This is a genomic window from Streptomyces lincolnensis (assembly GCF_001685355.1).
GTDB classification, from domain to species: Bacteria; Actinomycetota; Actinomycetes; order Streptomycetales; family Streptomycetaceae; genus Streptomyces; species Streptomyces lincolnensis.
In genome coordinates, this window is sequence record NZ_CP016438.1 from 2441757 (window position 1) to 2463316 (window position 21560).

Sequence of the window (21560 nt, forward strand, 5' to 3'; positions counted from 1 at the left end):
ACGCGGGGTTTCAGATCAGGGGCCGCAGTTGGGTCAACTCGTCGTAGACGCTGAGCACTTGGGCGACGGTCTCGTCCTCGGTCGGCCAGCCCGCCGCCTGCCGTGCGCCCTTGTCCCTGAGCTCCTCCTGGCGTTCGGGGTCGCCGAGCAGCCGGACCACGGCGGCGGCGAACGCCTCGGAGTCCCCGGAGGGCACGAGTTCGGCCGCGTCTCCGACGAGTTCGGGGACGCCGCCGCCCCCGGTGGCGACGAGCGGCACGCGCGCGTGGAGGGCTTCCTGGGCGAGCACGGACCGCGAATCCCCGCCGCTCGGCAGCAGGGCGAGGTCGGCGGCGGAGAGCAACTCGCAGACGTCCTCCCGCTGTCCGAGGAGCCGGACCGGCAGCCCCTCCTCCTCGATACGGCGCTGGAGTTCGGCGCGCAGCGGCCCCTCCCCCGCAACGACCACCAGCGGCACGGGATCGAGACGGCGCCACGAGCGTGCGGCGTCCAGCAGCAGGCCGTAGCCCCGGTGCCGGTCGAGGGAGCCGACGGCCATCAGCAACGGGCGTCCGGTGGCGCCGAGTTCGGCCCGCACCTTGGCGCGCAGCCGGTCGGGGTCCTCCGGCTCGACGGCCTCGCGGGGGCCGGGCAGGGCGACGGCGGCGAGCCGCGCGTCCCGTGCGCCCGTGCGGCGGGCCCGGTCCACGAGGGCCGAGGTGGTGCCGAGGACCACGGCCGCGGTCCTGACCACCCTCCGCTCCAGCAGGCGCAGGAACTGGGCGCGCGCCCCCTCGGCGTACGCCCGGTCGTGCCAGGTGACGATCAGCGGGGTACGGCGTCCGCTGAGCGCGAGCACGGCGCGGAAGGAGGCGTGCAGTCCGTGCGCGTGCACCAGGTCGGCGTTGGTGCACGCCATCCGCAGCGCGGCCACGGAGGCCGGGTCGCTGCTGCGCGGCACATGCACGTGTTCGGCGCCGGCCCCGGTGAAGTCGTGGGCGCGCTCCGCCTCGGTGGGGGCGCACACCGTGACCCGCACTCCCCGTGCGACCAGACCCGAGGTCAGGGAGCGCACGTGCGCGCTGCTGCCGGCGTTGCCGCCGCCCAGCACCTGCACGGTGCGCAGCGACGACTGGCCGTGCGGTGAGTGGCTGCTCACGGGGGTCACGTGGCCGGGGCTCCTGGTTCGGCGTCGGGCGGTCACGAGGAAACGTACAGAAGGTATCGAGCGGAGGGGTGTACCGCGCGCTTCCTACGCGTACTGCGTTCTCCGCCAAGGATGCCAGCACGTACGGGTGTTCCGGGAACACCGGGGTGCCGGCACCCGGACGGAACGGCACGGCGCGTCACCCACACGAGTGAGGGAAGGGGCCATTCCGCACAGATGTGCCCGCCCCGGCCCCGCCCCCAGCCACGAAGTGCGCGGCCCCCGGCGCCGCCGTCCGCTACCCGTCCGCCCTGGCCGTGGCCAGCAGTTCCTCCGCGTGGGCCCGTGCCGTCTCCGAGTCCTCCTGGCCGGCCAGCATCCGGGACAGCTCACGCACCCGGTCCTCGCCCTCCAGGACCTTCACACCGGACCGGGTGACGGATCCGTCATTGGTCTTCTCCACCAGCAACTGCCGGTCGGCGAAGGCCGCGACCTGGGGCAGGTGGGTCACGACGACGACCTGAGCGGTCTTCGCGAGCCGCGCCAGCCGCCGCCCGATCTCGACCGCGGCCTTGCCGCCGACACCGGCGTCGACCTCGTCGAAGAGGTAGGTCGGCACGGGATCGGTGCCCGCGAACACGACCTCGACGGCCAGCATCACGCGCGACAGCTCACCGCCGGACGCGCCCTTGGCGATCGGCCGGGGCGGGGCACCGGGGTGCGGGGCCAGCAGCAGCTCGACCTCGTCGACACCGGCCGGCCCGTACGCGACCGTCCGCCCGCCGACCTCCACGCCGTCCGCGGCCTCGGTCTGGCGGATGTCGAAGGACACGCGCGCGTGCGGCATGGCCAGCGAGGCCAGCTCCGCGGTCACGGCGGCCGCGAACCGCTCGGCGGCATCCGCCCGCGCGTCGGTCAACGCCTGCGCGAGCCCGCCCAGTTCGGCACGGAGCGCGTCCCGCTCGGCGGTCAGCTCGTCGATCCGCTCGTCGTCACCGTCCAGCTCGGTGAGCCGGGAGGCGCTCTGCTCGGCCCAGGCGAGCACCGCGGCGACGTTCTCGCCGTACTTCCGGGTCAGCGCCGTCAGCGCGGCCCGCCGCTCCTCCACCGCCGCCAGCCGCAGCGGATCGGCGTCGAGGTCGTCGGCGTACCCCGCCAGCTCGCCCGCCACATCGCCCAGCAGGATCCCGATCTCGCCGATCCGGTCCGCCAGCGCTGCGAGCGCCGGGTCGTAGGACCGTACGGCGTCCAGGGCACGCTGCGAGCCCGCGACGAGCGTGGTGGCGTCGATGCCCTCGGGGTCCTCGGGATTGCCCGCCAGCGCGGCATGGGCGGCCGTGGCGGCGGAGGACAGCGCCTCCGCGTGCCCGAGCCGCTCGGCCTCCTCCGCCAGCTCCACGTCCTCACCGGCGCGCGGCTCCACCCCGGCGATCTCGTCGAGGCCGTAGCGCAGCATGTCGGCCTCCTGGGCCCGTTCACGCGCGCGCGTGGTGATCTCGTCGAGCTCGACGGAGACGGCCCGCAGCCGCCGGTACGCCTCGGTGTACTTGGCCAGCGGCACCGCCACCGCGTCTCCGGCGTACCGGTCGAGGGCCTGCCGCTGCCGGGACAGCTTCAGCAGGCCCTGCTGGTCGGTCTGCCCGTGCACGGCCACGAGATCGTCGGCCAGTTCGGCGAGCAGCCCGACGGGCACACTGCGCCCGCCCAGGTGCGCCCGCGACCGTCCTTCGGCCGAAACGGTACGGCTGATGAGCAGCGCCCCGTCGTCCAGCTCCGCCCCGGCCTCCTCGGCCCGCACGACGGCCGACGTCCCGGAGGGCATGGTGATCCGCCCCTCCACGACCGCCTTCTCGGCCCCGATCCGCACGAGTGCCGCATCCGCCCGTCCACCGAGCAACAGCCCCAGGCTGGTGACCACCATGGTCTTGCCCGCACCCGTCTCACCCGTCACAGCGGTGAATCCGGGCGACAGCTCGACGACGGCGTCATCGATGACTCCGAGCGACCGTATCCGCATCTCTTCCAGCACGGTGAAGACCTTACGAGGTCCGCCCGGCTCTGTGCGAGGCACCCTGTCACCCGGGGGAGTGGAACGACCCGGGCGCCGCCTAGTGCGGCGCCCCCCGCCATCCGGACACCGGCAACGCGAACTTCGCCACCAGCCGGTCCGTGAACGAAGCGTGGTGCAGCCGGGCCAACCGCACCGGCACGGCCCCCCGCCGCACCTCGACCCGCGCCCCCGGCGGCAGTTCGAACGTCCGTCGCCCGTCGCACCACAACACCCCCGGCGGGATGTGCGGCAGCAACTCCACGGCCAGGACCGAGTTCGGCGAGGTCACCAACGGCTTGGCGAACAACGCGTGCGCGGAGATCGGCACCATCAGCAACGCCTCGACCTCGGGCCACACCACGGGCCCGCCCGCGGAGAACGCGTACGCCGTGGACCCCGTCGGTGTGGACAGCACGATCCCGTCGCACCCGAACCCGGTCACCGGCCGCCCGTCGATCTCCAGAACAACCTCCAGCAGCTTCTCCGCGCCGGCCTTCTGCACGGCCGCCTCGTTCAGGGCCCAGTCGGTGTGGACGATGTCCCCGTTGCGGTGAACGACGACATCGACGGTCATCCGCTCCTCGACCTCGTACGCCTTGGTCACCACCCGGTCGACGACCTTGTCGAGATCGTCCCGCTCGGCCTCCGCGAGGAACCCGACACTGCCGAGGTTGACGCCGAGCATCGGCACCCCGGACGCGCGGGCGAACTCGGCCCCCCGCAGCAGCGTCCCGTCACCCCCGAGCACGATGAGCAGCTCGCACCCTTCGAGGCACTGCGGAGTCGCCTCCTTGACGAGCTCCACCTCGGGCGGCAGCGGCAGGTCGGCCGCCTCGTACTCCAGGACGCGCACGCCGATCTCCGAACGCAGCAGTCCCTTCACCACGAGCTCGGCACTGCGGATGGCGGCGGGCCGCCCCGTGTGGGCGAGCAGGAAAACAGTACGAGCTCGGTTCGGTGTCAACGCGGCCCCTCCGCCACTGCACGGTCAACATCGGCCGGGTCCAGAGCGGGCGCCCCGGCACGCAGCCACAGAAAGTACTCGACATTGCCCGAGGGCCCGGGCAACGGACTGGCCGTGACCCCCTTCACCCCGAGCCCGAGTTCCCCCGCCTTGCCCGCCACCCCGCGCACCGCCTCCGCGCGCAGCTGCGGACTCCGCACCACTCCCCCACTGCCCAGCCGCTCCTTACCCACCTCGAACTGCGGCTTCACCATCATCACCAGATCGGCGTCCGGCTTCACGCACCGCACCAGGGCGGGCAGTACCAGGCCGAGCGGGATGAAGGACAGATCCCCCACGACAAGATCCACAGGCTCCCCATCGATCGCTTCGAGCGTCAACTCGCGTACGTTCGTACGGTCCTTGACGGTGACCCGTTCATCGCTCTGAAGAGACCATGCGAGTTGTCCGTATCCGACGTCCACGGCGACGACCTGCGCGGCCCCGGCACGCAGCAGCACATCGGTGAAACCGCCGGTGGAGGCGCCGGCGTCCAGGGCCCGCCGTCCCTCGACGGCGAGCCCCTGCGGCACGAACACCTGAAGCGCGCCCGCGAGCTTGTGCCCACCGCGCGAGACGTAGTCGGGGTCGCCCTCGTCGGCCCGGACCACGATCGCGGCCGCCGTCTCCACCTGGGTGGCGGACTTGGTCGCGACGGTCCTGCCGACGGTGACCCGCCCCGCGGCGATCAGCTGCCCGGCGTGCTCGCGCGAGCGCGCGAGCTTCCGGCGGACCAGCTCCGCGTCCAGACGGCGACGTGCGACTCCTGCCACGTTCGGTTCAGCTCCTAGTGCCATACGAGGGTGAAGGTGCCCTCTTGTCATACGACGGTGGGGGCGCCGGAGTTTCCGGCCGGGCGTCGAGCGCGGTGAGCGCGTCGCGCAGCCCTCGGTGTACATCCTCGTACACCTCGAGGTGTCCGTCGGTGGCGAGGTGGTCGGCATCACCGAGCCGCTCCAGCTGGGCGTCGACCTCGGCGTGGCCCGTGGGGGTACGCGGGACGGTCAGCGGGGCGGGGGCAGCGGGGTCGTACTCCGGCTCCACCCTCTCCTGGAGGGTCTCCGTCTCCGGAACTGCGTCGCTCATGCCAAGACGCTACCCCGAACCGCTGGGGTACCGTCGATCGCGATGGCCACGATCGAGGAGTGCCGCGCCGCACTCGAGAAGCTCTCCGACAGCATGCGCGACGCCGAGGGGGACGTCCGTACGGCAGCCGCCATGGACCGCTCGGTGAGCTGTCACATCACCGACCTCGACACCACGTTCGTCGGCCGGATGGCGGGCGGCCGGATCGTGGTGCGGGACACGCTCCAGGGCCCGCCGCGGGAGAAGGCCCAGATCAGGCTCACCATGACCGGTGACGACCTGGTGGCCCTGGTGAACGGCGAGCTGCACTTCGCCAAGGCCTGGGGCTCGGGACGGGTGAAGCTGGAGGCGGGTCTCAGGGACCTGTTCCAGCTCAGGAAGCTTCTTTGACCTCCACGCGCGCGCGTGCCCTGCGTGCCGCCGGCACCACCAGCGGCGTGCCCGTCTCCGGGTCGTCGATGACCTGGCAGCGCAGCCCGAAGACCTCCTCGACGAGCTCCGCGGTGACGATGTCCTTGGGAGCGCCCTCGGCGATGACCGCCCCGCTCTTGAGGGCGATCAGGTGCGTGGCGTACCGGGCGGCGTGGTTGAGGTCGTGCAGCACGGCGACCAGCGTGCGGCCCTGCTCCTCGTGCAGTTCGGCGCACAGGTCCAGGACGTCGATCTGGTGCTGGATGTCCAGGTAGGTCGTCGGCTCGTCGAGCAGCAGCAGCGGGGTCTGCTGGGCGAGCGCCATCGCGATCCACACGCGCTGCCGCTGGCCGCCGGAGAGTTCGTCGACGTACCGGTCGGCCAGCTCGGCGACGCCGGTCTGCCGCATCGACTCCTGTACGACCCGCTCGTCATCGGTGGACCACTGGCGCAGGATGCCCTGGTGCGGGTAGCGGCCGCGGCCGACGAGGTCGGCGACCGTGATTCCGTCGGGCGCGATCGACGACTGCGGCAGCAGCCCGAGGGTCCGAGCGACCTTCTTCGGGGCCATCGACTGGATGGCCTTGCCGTCCAGCAGCACCCGGCCCTGGGAGGGCTTGAGCATCCGTGACAGGGCCCTCAGGAGCGTGGACTTCCCGCACGCGTTGGGGCCGACGATCACGGTGAACGAGTTGTCGGGTATCTCCACCGACAGCTGCTCGGCGATGACCCTCTGGTCGTAGGCCAGGGTCACGTTCTCGGCGGACAGGCGGTTCACAGTGCTCCTTCGGTTGTTCAGCCCGCTGTCGGTGCTGCTGTCGGTGCTTCGGCCGCCGTGGTCGGCGCTCATATCCGGCCCGCCCTGCGCTCGGCGACCAGCAGCCACAGCAGATAGACGCCGCCGAGGACTCCGGTGACCACGCCCACGGGCAGCTGGTCGGCGCCGAACACGCGCTGGGAGACCCAGTCGGCGGTGACCAGGAGGGTGGCGCCCATGCACAGGGAGGGCAGCAGGTTCGGCCCCGGCGAGCGGGTCAGCCGGCGGGCCACCTGGGGCGCGATGAGCGCCACGAAGCTGATCGGTCCGGCGGCCGCGGTGGCGGTCGCGGTGAGCAGGACGGCGGCCACGAGCAGCAGCATCCGCACCCGCTCGACCCGTACCCCGAGGGCGTAGGACACGTCGTCGCCCATCTCCATCATCCGCAGGTCGCGCGCGCGGGTGAGGACGAGCGGCACGAGGACGGCGCACAGCGCGAGCAGCGGCCAGACCTGGTCCCAGTCGCGTCCGCTGAGCGATCCGGTCACCCAGACGACGGCACGGGCCGCGTCGGTGAGGTCGGACCGGGTCAGCAGATAGCCGTTGAGGGCGGTGAGGATCGCGGACACACCGATACCGACCAGCACCAGTCGATACCCGTGCACACCTTGCTTCCAGGCGAGCAGATAGATGGCGATCCCGGTCGCGAGTCCGCCCAGCAGTGCTCCGACGGTGACCTGGCTCGCGCTTCCGGACATCAGCACGATCACGATCAGGGCGCCGGCCGCCGCGCCCTGGCCGAGCCCGAGGATGTCCGGACTGCCCAGCGGATTGCGGGAGATGGCCTGGAACAGCGCTCCGCCGAGCCCGAGCGAGGCGCCGACCAGGAGCGCGACGAGGACCCGCGGCAGCCGCAGCTCGTTGATGATGAACTCCTGCCCGGCGTCCCCGTTGCCGGCCAGCGCCCTGAGGACGTCGGCGGCCGGGATCGGGAAGTCGCCGGTGCCGATCAGCACGACACTCGCGACGAGCGCGACGAGCAGCAGCAGGAGAACGACGGTGAGGGCACGGACATCCAGCCGGACGGACATCCCACCGGGGGTCCTGACGGCACGGTTGGTCTTCACAGCTGGGCCGTCCTCCGACGTCGTACAAGAAGGATGAAGACCGGGCCGCCCAGAAGCGCGGTGACGATCCCGACCTGAAGTTCCGCGGGGCGCGCCACGATCCGGCCGAGGATGTCGGACGTCAGCAGCAGGACCGGCGACAGGACCGCCGCGTACGGCAGGATCCAGCGCAGGTCGGGCCCGGTGAACGAGCGGACGGCGTGCGGGACCATCAGCCCGACGAAGACGATCGGTCCGCAGGCGGCGGTCGCGGCCCCGCACAGCACGGTCGCGGCGAGCATGGACAGCGCCCGGGTCCGGTTCAGGTTGGCGCCGAGTGCCTTGGCGGTGTCGTCGCCCATCGCCATGGCGTTGAGCGGCCGGGCGAGCGCGAGGGCGAGAACCGCGCCGGCCAGCAGGAAGGGCAGCACCTGCGCGACGGTCGAATCGGTCGCGGAGGACAGCGAACCGACCGTCCAGAAGCGCATCCTGTTCAGCGCGGCGTCGTCCAGGATCATCACGGCCTGGAGGTAGCCGTAGAGCGCGGCGCTGATCGCCGTACCGGCGAGCGCCAGCCGCACGGGCGTGGCACCCCGGCTGCCGCCCAGGAACCAGACCATGGCCCCGACGGCGGCCGCGCCGACGAACGCGAACCAGACATAGCCGTTCAGCGAGGTGACGCCGAAGAACGAGATGGCCGTGACGACCGCGGCGGACGCGCCCGCGTTGATGCCGAGCAGTCCCGGGTCGGCCAGCGGATTGCGGGTCAGTGCCTGGAGCACCGCTCCGGACAGTCCGAGCGCGGCACCGGCCAGGACGCCCAGCACGGTCCGCGACAGCCGGTCGGCGACGACGACGTCGGCGTAGGTCCCCGAGTCCTCGAACAGACCGTGCCAGACCTCCCCCACGGACAGCGCCTTGGCGCCGATCGCGATACTCGCCACCACGGCGAGCGCAAGGAGCGCAAGGGAGGCGAGGAGCCCGATGGCTCGTATCGCCCGGCGGTTCGGGGGCGCGGGAGCGGTGTCCGCGCGCTGCTCGGGAGGACTGTCGACCAACACGTAGTTAGGTTAGCCTACCCTCTCGTTCTGGCTCGATCCGTGTGTATGGCCTCGCAGGAGGAACGCCCCCGTGAACTCGCCCCTGCCCGCTTCCCGTTCCGTTCTCAGCCGTCACAGCACCTCCACCGACCGCGCCCTGAGCCGTCGCACTCTCCTCACCTCCGCCGGCGCCCTCGGCCTCGGCGGCCTCCTGGCGGCATGCGGCGGTTCGGACGACGACCCCTCCGAGGGGCAGGCCGGGGCGTCCACATCCGGCGGACCGTGGAGCTTCAAGGACGACCGCGGTACGACGGTCAGGACCGACTCCACCCCGAAGCGCATCGTCGCCTTCGTCGGCGCGGCCGCCGTCCTGCACGACTTCGGCATCGAGTGCGTCGGCGTCTTCGGCCCCACCACACTGGAGAACGGCGAGCCCGACCCCCGGGCCGGGAACATCGACGTGAAGAAGGTGACCAACCTCGGCAACACCTATCCCCAGTTCAACGTCGAGCGGTACGCGTCACTGCGCCCCGAGCTCCTGGTCGCCCAGATGACCGAGCCTCCCGCGCTCTGGTACGTGCCCGAGGAGTCGGCGAAGAAGATCGAGTCGCTCGCCCCCAGCGTCGGCATCCTCACCACGAAGAGCTCACTCACCGAGGTGATCGGCCGCTTCGCCGAACTCGCCGCCTCCCTGGGCGCCGACGTGGACTCCGCCGAGCTCTCCACTGCCAGGACCACCTTCGAGACGGCCTCGGACCACCTCCGCCGGACGACCGGATCGGGCGCCCGCCTGAAGGTCATGGCGATCTCCGCGGCGCCCGACCTCATGTACGTCGCCAACCCGGACGACTTCACGGATCTGCGCTACTACAAGTCCCTCGGCGTCGATTTCGTCACCCCCACCAAGCTGAGCGAGGGCGGCTTCTGGCATCAGCTCAGCTGGGAGAACGCCGACACCTACGACGCCGATCTGATCCTCGTGGACAACCGCCCCGGCACCCTCCAGCCCGCCGACCTGGCGAAGGCCGAACCGACCTGGGCCCGCCTGCCCGCCGTGCGAGCGGGCCAGATATTCCCCTGGGTCAACGAGGAGCGCTTCAGCTACGCCGGGTACGGACCCCGCATCGACGATCTCGCGGCGGCACTGGAGAAGTCGAAGAAGACCGCCTGACCACCGGCCGCGACGGCCGCCGCCCGGCGCCGCCGCTCACACCCCCAGCCGTGCCAGCGCCTTCTCCCCGTCCAGTCGGCAGACCTCTTCTCCGGCCGCAGTCCAAGCGGCCGCGCACAGCGCGCGCAGTCCGTCCAGGGCCTCGCCCTCACCGTCGAGTTCCAGCCGCTCGGCACCCGCGACCGCCGTCCAGCCACCGCACCGGAACCCCTCCCCCGCCTCGGCGACCTCCGGCTGCCCCGTCAGCAGTCCCCGCAGATCGGCGTCGACGTACGTCGGCCGGTGCTGCGGCGGCGCGGCCAGCAGTTGGGCCCCGTCGGTCACCCCGGTCAGGACGAGCAGCGAGTCCACCTGCCCGTTGAACGCCCCCTCGATGTCCGTGTCCAGCCGGTCCCCGATCACCAACGGCCGCTCGGCCCCGGTCCGCAGGATCGTCTCCCGGTGCATCGGGGGCAACGGCTTGCCGGCCACCTGCGGCTCGGCTCCGGTCGCGATCCGCACGACCTCCACCGCCGCCCCGTTGCCCGGCGCGATCCCCCGCCCGCTGGGAATGGTCAGATCGGTGTTGGACGCGAACCAGGGCACCCCGCGCGCCACGGCGTACGACGCCTCGGCGAAACGCCCCCACGGCAGGTCGGGCCCGCCGAACCCCTGCACCACCGCCGCCGGATCGTCGTCCGCCGACTCCACGGGCTCCAGCCCCCGCTCCCGCAGGGCCACCCGGAGCCCCTCCCCGCCGATCACGAGCACCCGGGAGCCCTGCGGCACCTGCTCGGAGATCAGCCGGGCGACCGCCTGCGCCGAGGTGATGACATCCGCGGCACCCGTCGGTATGCCCAGCTCGGTGAGATGCTCGGCCACGGTGTCCGGAGTCCGGAGCGCGTTGTTGGTGACGTACGCGAGACGCATGCCGCCCGAGCGCGCGGTGGCCAACGACTCGACGGCGTGCACAATGGCGTTCCCGCCCGCGTAGACCACCCCGTCCAGGTCGAGCAGCGCCGTGTCGTACGCCTCGCTCAGGGCCTGTCCACTGCCCGCGGGCCTCGTCCTGACGCCCTGGCTCATTCCGCATCGCTCCTCGTTCGACGGCTTTCCCCCGATCATCCCCCATGCCACTGACACCCGTACGATGCCGGGATGAACTCAGCAGGTCACTCGGAAGCAACGGCGCGCCGAGGCCTGGAACTCACCCCGTTCCGAGGCCTTCGCTACGACCCCGACCGGGTCGGCAGCCTCGCCGCCGTGACATCTCCGCCGTACGACGTCGTGGTCCGACCGGACGGCCTGCACCAACTCCAGTCCAACGACCCGTACAACATCGTCCGGCTGATCCTCCCGCAGGCCACCACCCCCGCCGAACGCAACGACCAGGCGGCCCGCACCCTGCGCCGCTGGCTGGCCGAGGGAGTCCTCGCCGCCGATCCGGAACCCGGCCTGTACGTCTACGAACAGAGCGACGGCAACGGCCTGCTCCAGCGCGGCGTCATCGGCACCCTGCGCCTGTCGGACCCCTCGGAGGGCGTGGTCCTGCCCCACGAGGACGTGATGCCGCACGTCGTCGCCGACCGCGCCGCCCTGATGCGCGCCACTTCCGCGAACCTGGAACCGCTGCTCCTGACCTACCGCGGCGACGGCTCGTCGTCCGCCACCTCCGAGCTCGTCGAGCAGACCGCCGAACGGCCCGCGCTGCTCGCCACGACCACCGAGGACGGCTTCCACCACCGCCTCTGGTCCCTCACCAGTCCCGCCGACCTGGCCCGCATCCGCACCGACCTGGCCCGTCACCAGGCCCTGATCGCCGACGGCCACCACCGCTGGGCCACCTACCGGCGTCTACGCGCGGAGCACCCTTCCCCCAGCCCCTGGGACTACGGACTGGTCCTGCTGGTCGACACGGCCCGCTACCCCCTGCGCGTCCGCGCCATCCACCGCCTCCTGCACGGCGTACCGGTGTCGGAGGCACTGCACGCCGTGGACGGCCTCTTCCGCGTACGCCGCCTGGACGTCCCGCTGAGCGCGGCACTGTCGACCCTGTCCGACGCGGCCTGCGCGGGCAACGCCTTCCTCCTCGCCGGCGACGGCGCCTTCCACCTGCTCGACCGCCCGGACCCGGCCCTCCTGGCCCGCACGATCCCCGCCGACCACCCCGCCGCCTGGCGCACCCTGGACGCGACGGTCCTGCACGCCACCCTCCTCGACCACGTCTGGCACATCCCCGAGGACGACCCCACCCGCATCGCCTACATCCACGACACGGCCGCCACGGTGGAGAAGGCCGAACGCGACGGCGGTACGGCCGTCCTGATGCACCCGGTCCGCGAGGAGCTCGTCCGCGACCTCGCCCGCCAGGGCGTCACGATGCCCCGCAAGTCCACGTCCTTCGGCCCGAAGCCGGCGTCGGGCCTGGTACTGCGCGCACTGGACCTCTGAACATACGAAAGGGCGGACCCCGGTGCCGGGGTCCGCCCTTTCACTCACGCATGTCAGTCGTCGTCGACGTCCTTGCGGCCGTCCTCGGCAACGTCCGTGTCAGCGCCGTCGACCGTGTCGTCCCCGGCGTCCTCCACGACCTCGGCCGCGCTCTCGGAGTCGTCCTCACCCACGGTCTCGTCGAAAGCGTCGACGAACTCGACCCCGTCCAGCTCGGCGAGCCGGTCCGACGCGTCCGTGCTGCCGTCCTTGTCCGCCTCGACGGCCTTCGCGAACCACTCCCGCGCCTCGCCCTCACGCTCCGCTGCGAGCAGCGCGTCGGCGTACGCGTACCGGAGCCGCGCGGTCCACGGCTGCACCGAGTGGGACGCCAGCTCGGGGCTCTGAAGCGTCACGATCGCCGCTTCCAGCTGCCCCATGTCCCGCCGGGCACCGGCCGCCACGAGCCGCATCTCCACCTGCCCGGCCTTGTCGAGCTTGTGCACCTCGGGAGCCCCGGCCATGTCGAGCGCCTTCTCCGGCCGCCCGAGCCCACGCTCGCAGTCCGCCATGACCGGCCACAGCTCCACGCTGCCCGTCATCCGCCGCGCCGCCCGGAACTCGGCGAGCGCCTCCGCGTACTTCTGGTTCGCGTACGCGGCGAACCCGCCCGCCTCCCGTACGGCGGCCACGCGCGACGCGAGCCGCAGCGCCACCTTGGAGTAGGCGTAGGCCCGCTCCGGCTCCTCGTCGATGAGCCGGGCCACCATCACCAGGTTCTTGGCGACGTCCTCCGCGAGCGTCTTGGGCAGACTCTGAAGCTCCTGCCGTACGTCCTTGTCGATCTCCTCGCCCGTGACGTCCTCGGGGATCGGCAGCCGCTTGATCGGCTCGCGGTCCCGCTCCCGCTCATCACGGAAACGGCCTCCACCACGCCGGTCGTCCCGACGGCCACCGTCCCGGCCTCCGTCGCGACCACGGAAGCCTCCCGGCCGTCCACCACGGTCGTCACGCCGGGGACCAAACCCACCACGGTCGTCCCGACCCCGGAACCCACCGCTCCGCTCACCACGGTTGTCGTCCCGACGGAAGCCACCACGATCACCGCGGTCATCGCGCCGGACAGCGGGCCGGTCGTCACGGCGGTCGTCACGCCGGAAGGGAGGCCGCTCATCGCGCCGGTCATCGCGCCTGACGGCAGGCCGGTCATCGCGGCGGTCGTCACGCCTGTCGTCCCGGCGGTCATCGCGCCGGAAGGCAGGACGGTCATCGCGCCTGTCATCGCGGCGGTCGTCGCGCCGGAAGGCAGGCCGATCGCCATCCCGACGCGGCCCACGATCCTGGTCGTCCCTGCGCGGCCCACGGTCACGATCGTCGCTGCGGAAGCCCCGGTCACGATCACGGTCATCACGACGGAACGGGGGACGAGCCCCACGGTCATCGCCCCGGCGATCGTCGCGCCTGTCGTCCCGGCGATCGTCACGACGGAAGGGAGGCCGGTCATCGCGCCTGACGGCGGGCCGGTCATCGCGGCGGTCATCCCGACGGAAGCCGCCGCCACGGTCATCGCGACGGCCCTGACCACCGCGGTCGTTGTCCCGGTTGAAGCCACCCCGGTTGTCGTCCCGGCGGAAGCCACCACGATCACCACGGTCATCGCGCCGGACAGCGGGCCGGTCGTCACGGCGGTCGTCACGGCGGAAGGGAGGCCGGTCGTCACGGCGGTCATCCCGACGGAAGGCAGGCCGATCGCCGTCCCGACGCGGCCCACGATCCCGGTCGTCCCTGCGCGGCCCGCTGGGACGATCGTCACGACGGAACGGGGGACGAGGACCGCGGTCCCCTTCGCGCCGGTCGTCACGACGGTCGTCGCGGCGGTCGTCACGCCGGCCCGCGCCACCCCGGTTGTCGTCACGGCGGAAGCCACCACGATCACCGCGGTAGCCACCGCGGTCACCACTGTCCCGTCGCCGCTGGTCGCGCTCCGGTCGATCGTCGGGAGAGTTGGTGGACATCGGTGACTCCTGTCTTCGGTACTGCAAGCATTATAAAAACGAAAGGACCCCTGGTCCCAGCTGAACGCTGGGGACCAGGGGTCCTTCCCAAAGATTGTTCGGCGGCGTCCTACTCTCCCACAGGGTCCCCCCTGCAGTACCATCGGCGCTGTAAGGCTTAGCTTCCGGGTTCGGAATGTAACCGGGCGTTTCCCTCACGCTATAACCACCGAAACCCTAATGGTTTCGAGCGAACAAGCACACTTTTTAATTGGATGTTCTACTCAAAGCCGGCAACAGTCGTTGCCTCAGAACTAACACAGTGGACGCGAGCAACTGAGGACAAGCCCTCGGCCTATTAGTACCGGTCAGCTCCACCCATTACTGGGCTTCCACATCCGGCCTATCAACCCAGTCGTCTACTGGGAGCCTTAACCCCTCAAAGGGGGTGGGAATACTCATCTCGAAGCAGGCTTCCCGCTTAGATGCTTTCAGCGGTTATCCCTCCCGAACGTAGCCAACCAGCCATGCCCTTGGCAGGACAACTGGCACACCAGAGGTTCGTCCGTCCCGGTCCTCTCGTACTAGGGACAGCCCTTCTCAATATTCCTACGCGCGCAGCGGATAGGGACCGAACTGTCTCACGACGTTCTAAACCCAGCTCGCGTACCGCTTTAATGGGCGAACAGCCCAACCCTTGGGACCGACTCCAGCCCCAGGATGCGACGAGCCGACATCGAGGTGCCAAACCATCCCGTCGATATGGACTCTTGGGGAAGATCAGCCTGTTATCCCCGGGGTACCTTTTATCCGTTGAGCGACGGCGCTTCCACAAGCCACCGCCGGATCACTAGTCCCGACTTTCGTCCCTGCTCGACCCGTCGGTCTCACAGTCAAGCTCCCTTGTGCACTTACACTCAACACCTGATTGCCAACCAGGCTGAGGGAACCTTTGGGCGCCTCCGTTACTCTTTAGGAGGCAACCGCCCCAGTTAAACTACCCATCAGACACTGTCCCTGATCCGGATCACGGACCCAGGTTAGACATCCAGCACGACCAGACTGGTATTTCAACGACGACTCCCCCTGAACTGGCGTCCAGAGTTCACAGTCTCCCAGCTATCCTACACAAGCCGAACCGAACACCAATATCAAACTGTAGTAAAGGTCCCGGGGTCTTTCCGTCCTGCTGCGCGAAACGAGCATCTTTACTCGTAGTGCAATTTCACCGGGCCTATGGTTGAGACAGTCGAGAAGTCGTTACGCCATTCGTGCAGGTCGGAACTTACCCGACAAGGAATTTCGCTACCTTAGGATGGTTATAGTTACCACCGCCGTTTACTGGCGCTTAAGTTCTCAGCTTCGCCCAACCGAAGTTGGACTAACCGGTCCCCTTAACGTTCCAGCACCGGGCAGGCGTCAGTCCGTATACATCGCCTTACGGCTTCGCACGGACCTGTGTTTTTAGTAAACAGTCGCTTCTCGCTGGTCTCTGCGGCCACCCCCAGCTCACCGTGTAAAACGGATCACCAGTGATGGCCCCCCTTCTCCCGAAGTTACGGGGGCATTTTGCCGAGTTCCTTAACCATAGTTCACCCGAACGCCTCGGTATTCTCTACCTGACCACCTGAGTCGGTTTAGGGTACGGGCCGCCATGAAACTCGCTAGAGGCTTTTCTCGACAGCATAGGATCATCCACTTCACCACAATCGGCTCGGCATCAGGTCTCACCCTCATGAGAGACGGATTTACCTATCTCTCGGGCTACACCCTTACCCCGGGACAACCACCGCCCGGGATGGACTACCTTCCTGCGTCACCCCATCACTCACCTACTACCACCGTGGTTCGGCGGCTCCACCACTTTCCATTCCCCGAAGGGTCCGGAACGGCTTCACGGCCTTAGCATAAATGGGTTCGATGTTAGACGCTTCACAGCGGGTACCGGAATATCAACCGGTTATCCATCGACTACGCCTGTCGGCCTCGCCTTAGGTCCCGACTTACCCTGGGCAGATCAGCTTGACCCAGGAACCCTTAGTCAATCGGCGCACACGTTTCTCACGTGTGTATCGCTACTCATGCCTGCATTCTCACTCGTCAACCGTCCACAACTCGCTTCCGCGGCTGCTTCACCCGGCAGACGACGCTCCCCTACCCATCCCAACGGGCGTTGGCCCTCATGCTGGAATGACACGACTTCGGCGGTACGCTTGAGCCCCGCTACATTGTCGGCGCGGAATCACTAGACCAGTGAGCTATTACGCACTCTTTCAAGGGTGGCTGCTTCTAAGCCAACCTCCTGGTTGTCTGTGCGACTCCACATCCTTTCCCACTTAGCGTACGCTTAGGGGCCTTAGTCGATGCTCTGGGCTGTTTCCCTCTCGACCATGGAGCTTATCCCCCACAGTCTCACTGCCGCGCTCTCACTTACCGGCATTCGGAGTTTGGCTAAGGTCAGTAACCCGGTAGGGCCCATCGCCTATCCAGTGCTCTACCTCCGGCAAGAAACACACGACGCTGCACCTAAATGCATTTCGGGGAGAACCAGCTATCACGGAGTTTGATTGGCCTTTCACCCCTAACCACAGGTCATCCCCCAGGTTTTCAACCCTGGTGGGTTCGGTCCTCCACGAAGTCTTACCTCCGCTTCAACCTGCCCATGGCTAGATCACTCCGCTTCGGGTCTTGAGCGCGCTACTATACCGCCCTATTCGGACTCGCTTTCGCTACGGCTTCCCCACTCGGGTTAACCTCGCAACACACCGCAAACTCGCAGGCTCATTCTTCAAAAGGCACGCAGTCACGACTGCATGTGCAAGCACATACAGCGACGCTCCCACGGCTTGTAGGCACACGGTTTCAGGTACTATTTCACTCCGCTCCCGCGGTACTTTTCACCATTCCCTCACGGTACTATCCGCTATCGGTCACCAGGGAATATTTAGGCTTAGCGGGTGGTCCCGCCAGATTCACACGGGATTTCTCGGGCCCCGTGCTACTTGGGTGTCTCTCAAACGAGCCGCTGATGTTTCGACTACGGGGGTCTTACCCTCTACGCCGGACCTTTCGCATGTCCTTCGCCTACATCAACGGTTTCTGACTCGTCCTGTCGCCGGCAGACGACAGAAGAGAGATCCCACAACCCCGCATACGCAACCCCTGCCGGGTCTCACACGTATACGGTTTGGCCTCATCCGGTTTCGCTCGCCACTACTCCCGGAATCACGGTTGTTTTCTCTTCCTGCGGGTACTGAGATGTTTCACTTCCCCGCGTTCCCTCCACATACCCTATGTGTTCAGGTATGGGTGACAGCCCATGACGACTGCCGGGTTTCCCCATTCGGAAACCCCCGGATCAAAGCCTGGTTGACGACTCCCCGGGGACTATCGTGGCCTCCCACGTCCTTCATCGGTTCCTGGTGCCAAGGCATCCACCGTGCGCCCTTAAAAACTTGGCCACAGATGCTCGCGTCCACTGTGCAGTTCTCAAACAACGACCAGCCACCCATCACCCCGCCCTCCTGGGCGAGTTCACTGGGGCCGGCACCCGAAGACAGGACCTTACGGCCGTGCCCTCAGACACCCAACAGCGTGCCCGACACACTTTCCGCTTCCCTCAACGTTCCACGCTCCGAAGAGCAGTACTGGAAGGAGAAGACGATCAAGTGTGCCGAATAATCAACGTTCCACCCTTGAGCAACCACCGCAGAACGTTTGCCTGCGTAGTGGCCTCTGACCTGATCCCGAAGGATCTGGTAAGAAGTGCTCCTTAGAAAGGAGGTGATCCAGCCGCACCTTCCGGTACGGCTACCTTGTTACGACTTCGTCCCAATCGCCAGTCCCACCTTCGACAGCTCCCTCCCCACAAGGGGGTTGGGCCACCGGCTTCGGGTGTTACCGACTTTCGTGACGTGACGGGCGGTGTGTACAAGGCCCGGGAACGTATTCACCGCAGCAATGCTGATCTGCGATTACTAGCAACTCCGACTTCATGGGGTCGAGTTGCAGACCCCAATCCGAACTGAGACCGGCTTTTTGAGATTCGCTCCACCTCACGGTATCGCAGCTCATTGTACCGGCCATTGTAGCACGTGTGCAGCCCAAGACATAAGGGGCATGATGACTTGACGTCGTCCCCACCTTCCTCCGAGTTGACCCCGGCGGTCTCCTGTGAGTCCCCAACCTCCCGAAGGAGTTGCTGGCAACACAGGACAAGGGTTGCGCTCGTTGCGGGACTTAACCCAACATCTCACGACACGAGCTGACGACAGCCATGCACCACCTGTACACCGACCACAAGGGGGCGACCATCTCTGGCCGTTTCCGGTGTATGTCAAGCCTTGGTAAGGTTCTTCGCGTTGCGTCGAATTAAGCCACATGCTCCGCTGCTTGTGCGGGCCCCCGTCAATTCCTTTGAGTTTTAGCCTTGCGGCCGTACTCCCCAGGCGGGGAACTTAATGCGTTAGCTGCGGCACCGACGACGTGGAATGTCGCCAACACCTAGTTCCCACCGTTTACGGCGTGGACTACCAGGGTATCTAATCCTGTTCGCTCCCCACGCTTTCGCTCCTCAGCGTCAGTAATGGCCCAGAGATCCGCCTTCGCCACCGGTGTTCCTCCTGATATCTGCGCATTTCACCGCTACACCAGGAATTCCGATCTCCCCTACCACACTCTAGCTAGCCCGTATCGAATGCAGACCCGGGGTTAAGCCCCGGGCTTTCACACCCGACGTGACAAGCCGCCTACGAGCTCTTTACGCCCAATAATTCCGGACAACGCTTGCGCCCTACGTATTACCGCGGCTGCTGGCACGTAGTTAGCCGGCGCTTCTTCTGCAGGTACCGTCACTTTCGCTTCTTCCCTGCTGAAAGAGGTTTACAACCCGAAGGCCGTCATCCCTCACGCGGCGTCGCTGCATCAGGCTTTCGCCCATTGTGCAATATTCCCCACTGCTGCCTCCCGTAGGAGTCTGGGCCGTGTCTCAGTCCCAGTGTGGCCGGTCGCCCTCTCAGGCCGGCTACCCGTCGTCGCCTTGGTGAGCCATTACCTCACCAACAAGCTGATAGGCCGCGGGCTCATCCTTCACCGCCGGAGCTTTCAACCACCACAGATGCCCGTGGTGGTGGTATCCGGTATTAGACCCCGTTTCCAGGGCTTGTCCCAGAGTGAAGGGCAGATTGCCCACGTGTTACTCACCCGTTCGCCACTAATCCCCACCGAAGTGGTTCATCGTTCGACTTGCATGTGTTAAGCACGCCGCCAGCGTTCGTCCTGAGCCAGGATCAAACTCTCCGTGAATGTTTACCCGTAATCGGGTGCACACATCACGAGAGCGGAACCACCGGCGGAATAAGCCGATGGTTCACAGCGTCCTCGCTGTGTTTTTTCTTCAAAGGAACCTCATCTTCGGCCGTATGGCCGGAGACGGGGTATCAACATATCTGGCGTTGATTTTTGGCACGCTGTTGAGTTCTCAAGGAACGGACGCTTCCTTTGTACTCACCCTCTCGGGCTTTCCTCCGGGCTTCCCTTCGGTCTTGCGTTTCCGACTCTATCAGATCCTTTCGGACCCGATTCCCTGTCGGCGGGATGTGCCGGAAGGCTTTGGCTTTCGCCTGTCGGCCTTTCGACATTCACTACGTTAGCCGATTCCCTCGCCAACTCATAATCGAGTTCCGCAGATTCGGAATTCAGGCACGCCGAATTCGCCCCTGCTGAGGGGAAGTCGTAGGTAGTGGTTTGGCCGCTTCCGGCTGCAGGCGAACGCCGTACCCGGTTCAAGCGGCTCGGGCTACGTTACGCGCCCGTCCAAGGCGAGTCAACTTCGGCGGCGCCTCGGTACGTGGGCCCGATAAGGGCTCACCGTCGGGTCGTTGGCGACCCAGAAGCGCCACGGGTGGACGTCGCCGTTGCCGCCCTCGCCGGCCACGCCGGTGCGTGGACCGCTGCGTACCTGGTCGGACGCGACGGGTGTACCCGTCAGGATCCTCAGCGGGGTCTCGCCGGGGGCGCACGCGTCGGTGCCGTCGAGGGCCCGGTCCACACCGAGGGCTGTGGCCAGGCGGGCGGGGCCTTTGGCCAGTTCCTTGTCGTTTCGGGCCGATAGTCGACGTTTGCGAGCCAGCTCGGCGCCCTCGACGATCTCGCCGGCCCGCAGCAGGACCGCGCTCGCGGTCCCCTCCGGACCGCACACCAGGTTCATGCAGAACCACATGCCGTAGGTGAAGTAGACGTACACGTGTCCGGGGGGACCGAACATCACCGCATTGCGGGCTGTGCGGCCCCGGTAGGCGTGGGAGCCGGGGTCATTGGGACCGTCGTAGGCCTCGACCTCTGTGAGGCGGAGGGTGATCGGACCGTCCGGGGTGCTGCTGACGAGGACGCGGCCCAGGAGGTCGGGGGCGACCTCCAGTACGGGCCGGTCGAAGAAGTCGCGGGGCAGGGGCGTACGGTCGGGGGTCGCGATCATGCCGTCCGAGGGTAGTGCAGACGGGTGGACGCAGCGGGGTGGCCAGGGCGGGCTCGCCTTGCAAGGGTGAGGTTCCGGAACCGGCCACGGCTGGATCGCGTTTGTAGGGATCAAGGATCCATACGTAGAGGGAGAGACATGGCGTTCAAGAAGCTGCTCGCGAGCCTGGGGGCCGGCGGTGCTTCGGTGGAGACGGTGCTGACCGAGGTCAACGTCGTCCCGGGTGGTGTCGTCCAGGGCGAGGTGCGGATCCAGGGCGGGTCCGTCGACCAGCAGATCGAGGCGCTGTCGGTCGGTCTTCAGGCCAAGGTCGAGGTCGAGAGCGGCGACCAGGAGTACAAGCAGGACATCGAGTTCACCAAGCAGCGGCTCGGCGGGGCCTTCGAGCTGAAGGCGAACGCGGTGCACACGGTGCCGTTCGGGCTGGAGATTCCGTGGGAGACGCCGATCACGACGATCGACGGTCAGCCGCTGCGGGGGATGAACATCGGCGTCACCACCGAGCTGGAGATCGCGCGTGCCGTGGACTCCGGTGACCTGGACCCGGTGAGCGTGCACCCGCTGCCCGCGCAGAAGGCCATCCTGGACGCCTTCATCCAGCTGGGCTTCCGCTTCAAGAACGCCGACCTGGAGCGCGGTCTCATCCGGGGTACGCGCCAGAAGCTCCCCTTCTACCAGGAGATCGAGTTCTTCCCGCCGCAGCAGTACCGGGGGCTGAACCAGGTCGAGCTGAGCTTCGTCGCCGACCAGAGCGTGATGGACGTCGTCCTGGAGATGGACAAGAAGCCGGGGCTGTTCAGCGAGGGCAGCGACACCTTCCGCTCCTTCCAGGTGGGTCTGCACGACTACCAGGGCACCGACTGGGTCGCGTACCTCAACCAGTGGCTGTCCGAGGTCGGCAGCAAGCGCAACTGGTTCTAGGCTCGGAACCA

At 67.9% G+C, this 21560-nt stretch carries 16 protein-coding genes and 3 rRNA genes; 4 read left to right on the forward strand and 15 right to left on the reverse strand.

Annotated elements, in window-relative coordinates:
* Positions 1-10: 10 nt before the first annotated feature.
* The 5 genes from SLINC_RS10785 to SLINC_RS45795 form a co-directional block, all read right to left on the reverse strand.
* Complete coding sequence (locus SLINC_RS10785) at positions 11-1147, reverse strand: glycosyltransferase family 4 protein (RefSeq protein WP_067429972.1); 1137 nt, start codon at positions 1145-1147, stop codon at positions 11-13.
* 277 nt (positions 1148-1424) lie between these two features.
* Positions 1425-3143, reverse strand: coding sequence for a DNA repair protein RecN (gene recN / locus SLINC_RS10790; RefSeq protein WP_067445209.1), 1719 nt, complete (start codon positions 3141-3143; stop codon positions 1425-1427).
* Positions 3144-3234: 91 nt separating this feature from the next.
* On the reverse strand, positions 3235-4140 hold the full coding sequence (locus SLINC_RS10795; RefSeq protein ID WP_067429976.1) for an NAD kinase: 906 nt from the start codon (positions 4138-4140) through the stop codon (positions 3235-3237).
* The gene (locus SLINC_RS10800) at positions 4137-4952 is read right to left on the reverse strand and encodes a TlyA family RNA methyltransferase (RefSeq protein ID WP_067429979.1); all 816 of its coding nucleotides are present in this window, start codon (positions 4950-4952) and stop codon (positions 4137-4139) included. Before SLINC_RS10800 ends, SLINC_RS10795 begins: the two co-directional genes overlap by 4 nt.
* A 7-nt stretch (positions 4953-4959) precedes the next feature.
* Positions 4960-5265, reverse strand: coding sequence for a hypothetical protein (locus SLINC_RS45795; protein ID WP_079164488.1), 306 nt, complete (start codon positions 5263-5265; stop codon positions 4960-4962).
* A 42-nt stretch (positions 5266-5307) separates the two neighbouring features.
* Between SLINC_RS45795 and SLINC_RS10805 the strand changes: the two genes are divergently transcribed.
* Positions 5308-5655 (forward strand): SCP2 sterol-binding domain-containing protein, encoded by a 348-nt coding sequence (locus tag SLINC_RS10805; protein WP_067445211.1) that lies wholly within the window; start codon positions 5308-5310, stop codon positions 5653-5655.
* Here SLINC_RS10805 and SLINC_RS10810 read toward each other — a convergent pair.
* Genes SLINC_RS10810 through SLINC_RS10820 form a run of 3 tightly spaced genes read right to left on the reverse strand, consistent with a single transcriptional unit; the run spans position 5639 to position 8600 of the window.
* Complete coding sequence (locus SLINC_RS10810) at positions 5639-6526, reverse strand: ABC transporter ATP-binding protein (protein ID WP_079164489.1); 888 nt, start codon at positions 6524-6526, stop codon at positions 5639-5641. The two genes, SLINC_RS10805 and SLINC_RS10810, sit on opposite strands and share 17 nt — an antisense overlap.
* Positions 6523-7560: a FecCD family ABC transporter permease gene (locus SLINC_RS10815; RefSeq protein ID WP_067429985.1), complete on the reverse strand. Its 1038-nt coding sequence runs from the start codon at positions 7558-7560 to the stop codon at positions 6523-6525. Before SLINC_RS10815 ends, SLINC_RS10810 begins: the two co-directional genes overlap by 4 nt.
* Positions 7557-8600 (reverse strand): FecCD family ABC transporter permease, encoded by a 1044-nt coding sequence (locus SLINC_RS10820; RefSeq protein WP_067429988.1) that lies wholly within the window; start codon positions 8598-8600, stop codon positions 7557-7559. Before SLINC_RS10820 ends, SLINC_RS10815 begins: the two co-directional genes overlap by 4 nt.
* A 136-nt stretch (positions 8601-8736) precedes the next feature.
* Here SLINC_RS10820 and SLINC_RS10825 point away from each other — a divergent pair, with 136 nt between their 5' ends.
* Positions 8737-9750 (forward strand): ABC transporter substrate-binding protein, encoded by a 1014-nt coding sequence (locus SLINC_RS10825; protein ID WP_067445213.1) that lies wholly within the window; start codon positions 8737-8739, stop codon positions 9748-9750.
* A gap of 36 nt (positions 9751-9786) precedes the next feature.
* On the opposite strand, the gene SLINC_RS10830 is transcribed toward SLINC_RS10825, so the two are convergent.
* On the reverse strand, positions 9787-10815 hold the full coding sequence (locus tag SLINC_RS10830) for an HAD hydrolase-like protein (protein WP_067429995.1): 1029 nt from the start codon (positions 10813-10815) through the stop codon (positions 9787-9789).
* Between the two features lie 72 nt (positions 10816-10887).
* Between SLINC_RS10830 and SLINC_RS10835 the strand changes: the two genes are divergently transcribed.
* Positions 10888-12180 (forward strand): DUF1015 domain-containing protein, encoded by a 1293-nt coding sequence (locus SLINC_RS10835; protein ID WP_067429998.1) that lies wholly within the window; start codon positions 10888-10890, stop codon positions 12178-12180.
* A gap of 53 nt (positions 12181-12233) precedes the next feature.
* Here SLINC_RS10835 and SLINC_RS48770 read toward each other — a convergent pair whose 3' ends face one another.
* The 6 genes from SLINC_RS48770 to SLINC_RS10870 form a co-directional block, all read right to left on the reverse strand.
* Positions 12234-13037, reverse strand: a complete 804-nt coding sequence (locus SLINC_RS48770) for a hypothetical protein (protein ID WP_211292799.1) — start codon at positions 13035-13037, stop codon at positions 12234-12236.
* A complete protein-coding gene (locus tag SLINC_RS48775; RefSeq protein WP_237282068.1) occupies positions 12929-14107 on the reverse strand; it encodes a hypothetical protein in 1179 nt (392 codons plus the stop codon). The genes SLINC_RS48770 and SLINC_RS48775 overlap by 109 nt, the downstream gene beginning before the upstream one ends.
* 163 nt (positions 14108-14270) lie before the next feature.
* Positions 14271-14387 (reverse strand): 5S ribosomal RNA (rrf, locus tag SLINC_RS10850).
* 104 nt (positions 14388-14491) lie between these two features.
* Positions 14492-17614, reverse strand: a 23S ribosomal RNA gene (locus SLINC_RS10855).
* 315 nt (positions 17615-17929) lie between these two features.
* A 16S ribosomal RNA gene (locus SLINC_RS10860) occupies positions 17930-19457 on the reverse strand.
* The 16S, 23S and 5S rRNA genes sit together here, the layout of an rRNA operon.
* Positions 19458-19977: 520 nt before the next feature.
* Positions 19978-20628, reverse strand: a complete 651-nt coding sequence (locus SLINC_RS10870; RefSeq protein ID WP_067430006.1) for a DNA-3-methyladenine glycosylase — start codon at positions 20626-20628, stop codon at positions 19978-19980.
* 138 nt (positions 20629-20766) lie between these two features.
* Between SLINC_RS10870 and SLINC_RS10875 the strand changes: the two genes are divergently transcribed.
* Positions 20767-21549: a sporulation protein gene (locus tag SLINC_RS10875; protein ID WP_067430009.1), complete on the forward strand. Its 783-nt coding sequence runs from the start codon at positions 20767-20769 to the stop codon at positions 21547-21549.
* Positions 21550-21560: the final 11 nt, after the last annotated feature.